Source organism: Pedobacter sp. SYP-B3415, assembly GCF_004138205.1.
Taxonomy (GTDB): domain Bacteria; phylum Bacteroidota; class Bacteroidia; order Sphingobacteriales; family Sphingobacteriaceae; genus Pedobacter.
In genome coordinates this window covers 140,741-147,254 of record NZ_RXNQ01000004.1, presented here as the reverse complement: position 1 = coordinate 147,254, position 6,514 = coordinate 140,741, and the positions used below count along the sequence as shown (strand labels likewise).

Annotated in this window: 5 protein-coding genes; 2 read left to right on the top strand and 3 right to left on the bottom strand. The window is 49.9% G+C overall.

Annotated features, from left to right (window positions below; all coding sequences use genetic code 11):
• Positions 1 to 1,055: 1,055 nt before the first annotated feature.
• The gene (locus tag EJV45_RS03135; protein ID WP_129714188.1) at positions 1,056 to 2,033 is read right to left on the bottom strand and encodes a GlxA family transcriptional regulator; all 978 of its coding nucleotides are present in this window, start codon (positions 2,031 to 2,033) and stop codon (positions 1,056 to 1,058) included.
• Positions 2,034 to 2,319: 286 nt separating this feature from the next.
• Between EJV45_RS03135 and EJV45_RS03130 the strand changes: the two genes are divergently transcribed.
• Positions 2,320 to 2,748, top strand: a complete 429-nt coding sequence (locus EJV45_RS03130; protein WP_129714187.1) for an iron chaperone — start codon at positions 2,320 to 2,322, stop codon at positions 2,746 to 2,748.
• A complete protein-coding gene (locus EJV45_RS03125; RefSeq protein WP_129714186.1) occupies positions 2,745 to 3,317 on the top strand; it encodes a dihydrofolate reductase family protein in 573 nt (190 codons plus the stop codon). Before EJV45_RS03130 ends, EJV45_RS03125 begins: the two co-directional genes overlap by 4 nt.
• Here EJV45_RS03125 and EJV45_RS03120 read toward each other — a convergent pair.
• Both EJV45_RS03120 and EJV45_RS03115 read right to left on the bottom strand, forming a co-directional pair.
• On the bottom strand, positions 3,314 to 5,512 hold the full coding sequence (locus EJV45_RS03120) for a tetratricopeptide repeat protein (RefSeq protein WP_129714185.1): 2,199 nt from the start codon (positions 5,510 to 5,512) through the stop codon (positions 3,314 to 3,316). The genes EJV45_RS03125 and EJV45_RS03120 overlap by 4 nt on opposite strands.
• A 102-nt stretch (positions 5,513 to 5,614) precedes the next feature.
• Complete coding sequence (locus tag EJV45_RS03115) at positions 5,615 to 6,454, bottom strand: MBL fold metallo-hydrolase (protein ID WP_129714184.1); 840 nt, start codon at positions 6,452 to 6,454, stop codon at positions 5,615 to 5,617.
• Between the last annotated feature and the right edge of the window lie 60 nt (positions 6,455 to 6,514).

Genomic DNA, 6,514 nt, shown 5'->3' with positions numbered 1-6,514 from the left:
TCTCAAAGGCTTCGACAATTTCACGCTTAAATTCCTGCGAATACACCCGATGTGTACTGATTATTTTTCCTTGTGTTCTCATAATTTTTGTTCCCATTTTTGGGCAACTTATATCAGGGACATACAGGCGCACCACCACTCATAACGCCGTTTTATGTCTGAAGCTGAGAACAGCCGGGCCTTTTCCCGCCGCCGTCGGACTTTTGATGCTTTTATGCAAGAAGAGATACACAGCCTTGATTTTATGCCGAACGCAGTGTAACGCGGAGGGATCTGCCTGGTGCTGGGCATTGCCGTCCCCTTGATTAAAGAAGCTATGTAACGAGCAAAGGTGAGATTCCTCACCGCACAATTCGCAGCAAAAACAATTTGGCTTGCGGTTTCGGAAGGAGCCCCGCGGCGGTGAGCGGTCCGATGCTATAGGCTCACATCTATTGGAAACCAAAGGACTATAGGCTTTCGCAAACTTTCCCCGGACAACAGTGAGCAACGAATCATGAACCAAGACCATGGCGCACCACCACTCATAACGCCATTTTATGTCTGAAGCTGAGAACAGCCGGGCCTTTTCCCGCCGCCGTAGGACTTTGATGCTTTTATGCAAGAAGAGATACACAGCCTTGATTTTATGCCGAACGCAGTGTAACGCGGAGGGATCTGCCTGGTGCTGGGCATTGCCGTCCCCTTGATTAAAGAAGCTATGTAACGAGCAAAGGTGAGATTCCTCACCGCACAATTCGCAGCAAAAACAATTTGGCTTGCGGTTTCGGAAGGAGCCCCCGCGGCGGTGAGCGGTCCGATACCACAGTTTCACCGTTGTTGGCAACCGAAGGACTATATACTTTCGCAAAACTTTCCCCAATAACAGTAAAATACAAATCATCAGCCGGGCAACAGTGCGCTACTGAAACGGATCCATGGGAAGTTTGACAACTATAGAAATTCAGGCATTTCACTGGGCCGCGTAAGAGTGATTAATTGTTTTTGGGCCTCCCGGATTGTTATTTGCCATCCGGGGCTGCCATGCAGCGGTTTCTTGCCCTCTGGTCGAAAGGTCAGACAACAGCCTCCTTATTGTATTTGTTGCGGTATTCGATAGGCGAGAGGCCGGTAATCCGTTTAAAAACGGTCCTGAAAGCCTTGGTATCTGTGTAACCGACGTTGTACATGACTTCATTGACATTCTTACGTGTGTTTTCGAGGTGTTTCTTCGCCGCCTCAATTTTTACGCGTTGGATGTATTCAACAGGTGTGTTATTCGTTGCTTTCTTGAACCGGCGCTCGAAGTGACGGCGGCCAATGGCGAAGCGCGTGGCCAGATCCTCGACCGAGATGCGTTCGGTTACATTACTTTCTATAAATTCCTGGGCTTTCCTGATTGGTTCATCCTCGTGCTTTTTCTGACCATTAAACATGGCGAATGGCGACTGGCTTTTCCGGTCAATTTCGATGGCAAAAAACTTGCTGGCGCGGATCGCCATCTGGCGGTCTGTAAACTTTTCTACCAGGTGCAGCAGCAGATTCCAGTATGAATTGGCGCCGCCGCTTGAGTACAGTCCCTGCTCTTCGGTGATGATACTGCCATCAGTAAGGGTGATCTGCGGAAACCGCTCTCTGAACTCTTCGGCAAAAAGCCAGTGGGTTGAGCACTTCCTGCCATCCAGCAGCCCCGTAGAGGCAAGCAGGAATGCGCCGCTGCATAAAGAGGCCACCTCCGCACCGGCCTGGTGTTGCTTAACGATCCAGGGTATAACCTTTTTATTGTTGCCAAGCGCCAGGTCCATATCTGCAATGAGCGCCGGTACTATAATCAGGTCAGTTTTTTTGATATCTTTCAGGAGGGCATCGGTACGGACAAAAAAAGCCCCGTTATTCAGCGGAATTTCTTTCGTAAGACCGACCATCTGTACATCAAACGCAGGCTCCAGTCCGCGGTCTGCCAGAAAACCGTTCACCGCGGTAAACATGTAACGCGGGTCGACGATGCTTGCCGGCACAGCCTCCGGCATGATCAGAATAGAGATATGCTTCATTTGCTCAGGTTAACTTTGCCGGATACAGATCCGGATTACTGCTAAAATTACGGAAACCGCCAGTGTATTTCCAAATCCGGCGGCAGCCGAAAAGATTTTGTCATTATTTTAAGCTACTCCCGTCGCAACCGGCCCCTGTCAAGGTCACAAACATGACCCATCCCGAGCCTGTAGCCGTCCTAAATTTGTAGCGGGCCGGGAAAGTGAAGTGGTCCTGTTTAGCGGCTGACTAAACGAAGAACATTGATCAGACATTTAACCGGCACAGCAAACGAATCAATCTGATATGAAAAAGCAGGAAGATCTTCCGGAAACGGTCGAAGAATACATCAGTGCGCGGAGTATGGAGGCTGCCCGTTCGCTCAGGGAAACACGTGCGCAGATCACAAGCCTGGTTCCAGGAGCCACTGAACTGATCAGTTACCAGATTCCCACGGTGAAATACCGGGATGCACCGTTACTGGCTTATGCAGCCTATCCGGCGCATTGCAGCCTCTATACCATGAGTAAGGAGATCATGCACCGCTACCGCGACGAATTAAAAACCTATAAGACTACGCTGGTTGCTATTCATTTTAAACCGGGAACCACGCTGCCGGATACACTGGTCGCAAAAATCGTTGCAGACAGGATGGCCGAAACCGACATGATGTTGAGGGAGCGGGAGCTGCGAAAACAGGAAAAACGGGCAGCAGGGAAGAAGTGGCAGGTATGAGAAAACTAATTGTTTCAATGAATGTAACCCTGGACGGATTTATGTCCGGACCAGATTGCGAGCTCGACTGGCATTTTGAGGCCTGGTCTGCTGATATGGCCCGCGAGCTTTCTGCACAACTGCAGGCTACAGACACCATTCTGCTGGGCCGGATTACCTACCAGGCCATGGCCCACTACTGGCCTTCACGCAGCCAGGACCTTTCGTTCCCCAGGGAAGACCTCGCATTTGCAGAAATGATGAACAAGCACCGTAAAATCGTTTTTTCGAAAACACTCGATGAGGCATCATGGAACAATACGATTGTGTGCAGGGGTTCAGTCATCGCAAAGATACGCGAGCTGAAGCAACAGCCCGGCCGCGACATTATTGTGTATGGCAGCGGGCAGCTGGTAAACAAACTGATGGCTGATAACCTGATAGACGTCTACACACTTTGGCTCCATCCGGTAGCAATAGGAAAGGGAAAGCCACTGTTTAAAAAACTGAGGCGCAGGATCAGCGTCTCCGCACAGTCAGTCACGCAATTCAGTTCGGGCGTGCTGGCACTTTCCTATCATTCGCGTTAATCGGTATAGTCTTCCATTGCCTGGAAAATGTGATCTACCTGGATTGGTTTAGCCAGAAAACCTGCAAAATACTGCTGATAATCCTTTTCATGCTTGGCGGTTACGTCTGCTGTCAGCGCGAAGATGGGCGTTTCCTTGTTAAGCTTTTTCTGGCTGCGGATTTCCTTTGCGGCATCAAAGCCATTCATCTGTGGCATATGAATATCCATCAGGATGTAATCAAACTGCAGGCTGGCCGCTTTTTCTACAGCTTCGTTGCCATTTGCAGCGTGTTCGCAGATAATACCCTGCCTGCTGAGTAACTTCATTGCCACCATAGCATTGATCATATTGTCTTCAGCAAGCAGAACCTTTTTACCTTGCAGGTGATAGGCCTGACCGTCTGCAGTTGATACAGGCGCCGCTACACGTTTCAGCCGCAGGCTGAAAGAGAAAACCGAGCCCTTTCCGCGGGCGCTGCGCAGATGAATTTCGGTACCGAACACGCCGAGCAGTTTTTTGACAATAGCCAGGCCAAGTCCGGAGCCACCCTGCGGACGTGTTGTAACAGACGGCGGCTGGTAAAAATTTTCAAAGATGGCTTCCTGGTTCTCGGGCGCAATGCCAACTCCAGTGTCTTTGACCGAAAAGGAAAGCTCGTCAAATACATCGTCAACCGGCTTACGCGATACATGCAGGCTGATGCGGCCGGTATCCGTATATTTGATTGCATTACCCAGCAGATTGGCAAGAACCTGGTGTAACCGTATTTCGTCTGTCAGAAAGGCGAGGCCGTCTATACCCTGTACGTCCAGCTGCAGGTGCAGGCCCTTTTCCTCCGCCATTTTCAGGTAGGTCTGGTAAAGCTGCCTGGTCAGCCTGGTCAGGTCAACCGGTTTTTCGTGCAGGATGACCTTTTGTTCTTCAAGCCGGGTGAAATCGAGAATATTATTGACCAGCATCAACAAACTTGAAGAGGCAAAATCGAGCGCATCCAGAAGCTGGCCGTTATCCTGGTCAGCCCGCCCGCGCAGCAGCGTAGCAATACTGGTTACTGCGTTAAGCGGCGTACGGATCTCATGACTCATGGTTGAAAGAAAATCCTGCTTTACACGTGCCAGTTGCTCTGCCCGGTCTTTTTTTATGATAATCGCCGCCTTTTCACGCTCGGACTGCAGTTTTTTCTGGATGGCCTCTTCCCTGAAGATCAGTTCATATTGCTCAATGATTTTCAGCGTCTGGGTGCTGATCACCTGTTCCTTTTGTTCCAGGTAGGCTTCCAGGTAAGACATCGCCGCGAGGCGGTCTCCGCCGGCTTTATGCAGCAGGTACAGCTGATAGTTGCTTTTAAAACCAATAAAAGCCATGGTGTATTTCCTGCTTAATTCCAGCGCCTCGCTGAAATGCCGCTCGGCCTGAACCGGATCGCCCTGCTGTTTGAAGAGCATGCCAAGGCGATACAACGCCATACCGGTTCCAAGTTTGTCGCCTGCTTCGCGATGCATGGAAAGGGCAAGCAGCAGGTCTGACTGGGCACGATCGTAAATACCCTGAGCCATGCAGACCTTTGCACGGCCGTATATGGAGAAGGCCATGCCCCGCGTATCGCCGGTTTGGGTCTTCATCTCTATGGCTTCATTGATCAGTTGGGCTGCCTTTTTGATATTGCCCTTCTTTAAATAAATGCCTGATAATGGATTATAGGCGTTTGAGATAAGGTTTAAATCGTTTTTCCGCTTGCCTATGCGAACAGCTTCTTCATAGGCTTTGCCAGCATTCCGCTGGTCGCCGATGTACTCGTAAACCGTACCGAGCGACTTTTGCACGCGCGCAATCTGAATGCTATCGTTCAGTTCCCTGTACAGTCGCAAACTGGCAAGCAGGTGCTTCAGGCCCTGGTCAAAGTTATTAGATTTGTAATAGACGCTGCCGATATTATAATGCGCTTCAGCAATACCTTTCCGGTTGCCGGTCTGTTCGCAAAGCCGTATAGCATGCCGTGCGTGGCGAAGTGCCTGTTTCTGACTGCCTGTAATCATGTAAAACAGCGAAAGCCGGTTCAGGCACTGAATAACCAGGCCCGTGTCTTTAGCGTTTTGGGCAATGGATAGTGCTTTGCGGCCCAGCCTGATACTCTTTTTGAGATCGGTTGTGCGTGTGGCGTAGGCGGTATCAAGAAAAGTGAGCGCGTCTGAAACCGTGTGTTGATCCCTCATTCAATACGATGGTAAAACTTAGATATTTGGTAAAGCAAAGTTAAAGTTAGCCATTTCGTTGCGGGAATTCTTATGGCAGAAAAAAGATTTTTTCGAAAGCGCTTAAATCTCTGCCAGACTAAACGTTTCACCCAACCGGGCGCCTTTTTCGGTTTGTTTCAGGGTGCAGCATTCAATAACCGGATCGTGCTCAAAAAAAAGTACATAATCGTTCGCAAGGGCTTCCTCAAAAAACAACTGTTTTTCGCTGAGTGTCTTAAGCGGAAACATATCATAAGACATCACATAGGGCAGAGGGATATGTCCCGCCGAAGGCAACAGGTCTGCCATAAAAACCACGGTGCGCCCCTTGTAACTGAGCTGTGGCAGCATCATGGCATCAGTATGCCCGTAAACAAACCTGATCCGGATGTCCTGATGAAAGGCCGTGTCATTTTCCGGGCTTACAAAGTTCAGTTGCCCGCTTTCCTGTATAGGCAGAATATTCTCTTTCAGGAACGAAGCTTTTTCGCGCGGGTTCGGTTCAGTAGCCCATTTCCAGTGCTGTTCGTTGCTCCAGAACTTTGCGTTTCTGAAGGCGGGCACCAGCAGGTCTCCTGCACGTTCAATTGAGCCACCGCAATGGTCAAAGTGAAGGTGCGTGAGAAATACGTCGGTAATGTCGTCGCGGTGGAAGCCCAGGTTTTTCAGCGAACCATCAAGCGTTGCCGATCCATGGAGTGCGTAATGACCAAGAAATTTTTCGTCCTGTTTGTTGCCAATACCATTGTCGACCAGGATGAGCCGGTCGCCATCCTCAATAAGCAGACAGCGCATGGCCCAGGTACAAAGGTTCTGTTCGTCGGCCGGGTTGCTGCGCTGCCAAAGCGATTTGGGCACGACGCCGAACATAGCGCCGCCGTCAAGTTTGAAAAAACCGGTATCAATTGTATGTAAGTTCATGCTACGATCTCCTTAAAACAAACATACTAAATTTAGTCAGGGGAGGGCGCCAGAAAACAA

Coding starts and splice junctions, on each gene's coding strand:
- EJV45_RS03130 (WP_129714187.1), top strand. CDS start 2,320: ATGAAAAAGCAGGAAGATCTTCCGGAAACGGTCGAAGAATACATCAGT.
- EJV45_RS03125 (WP_129714186.1), top strand. CDS start 2,745: ATGAGAAAACTAATTGTTTCAATGAATGTAACCCTGGACGGATTTATG.
- EJV45_RS03120 (WP_129714185.1), bottom strand. CDS start 5,512: ATGAGGGATCAACACACGGTTTCAGACGCGCTCACTTTTCTTGATACC.
- EJV45_RS03135 (WP_129714188.1), bottom strand. CDS start 2,033: ATGAAGCATATCTCTATTCTGATCATGCCGGAGGCTGTGCCGGCAAGC.
- EJV45_RS03115 (WP_129714184.1), bottom strand. CDS start 6,454: ATGAACTTACATACAATTGATACCGGTTTTTTCAAACTTGACGGCGGC.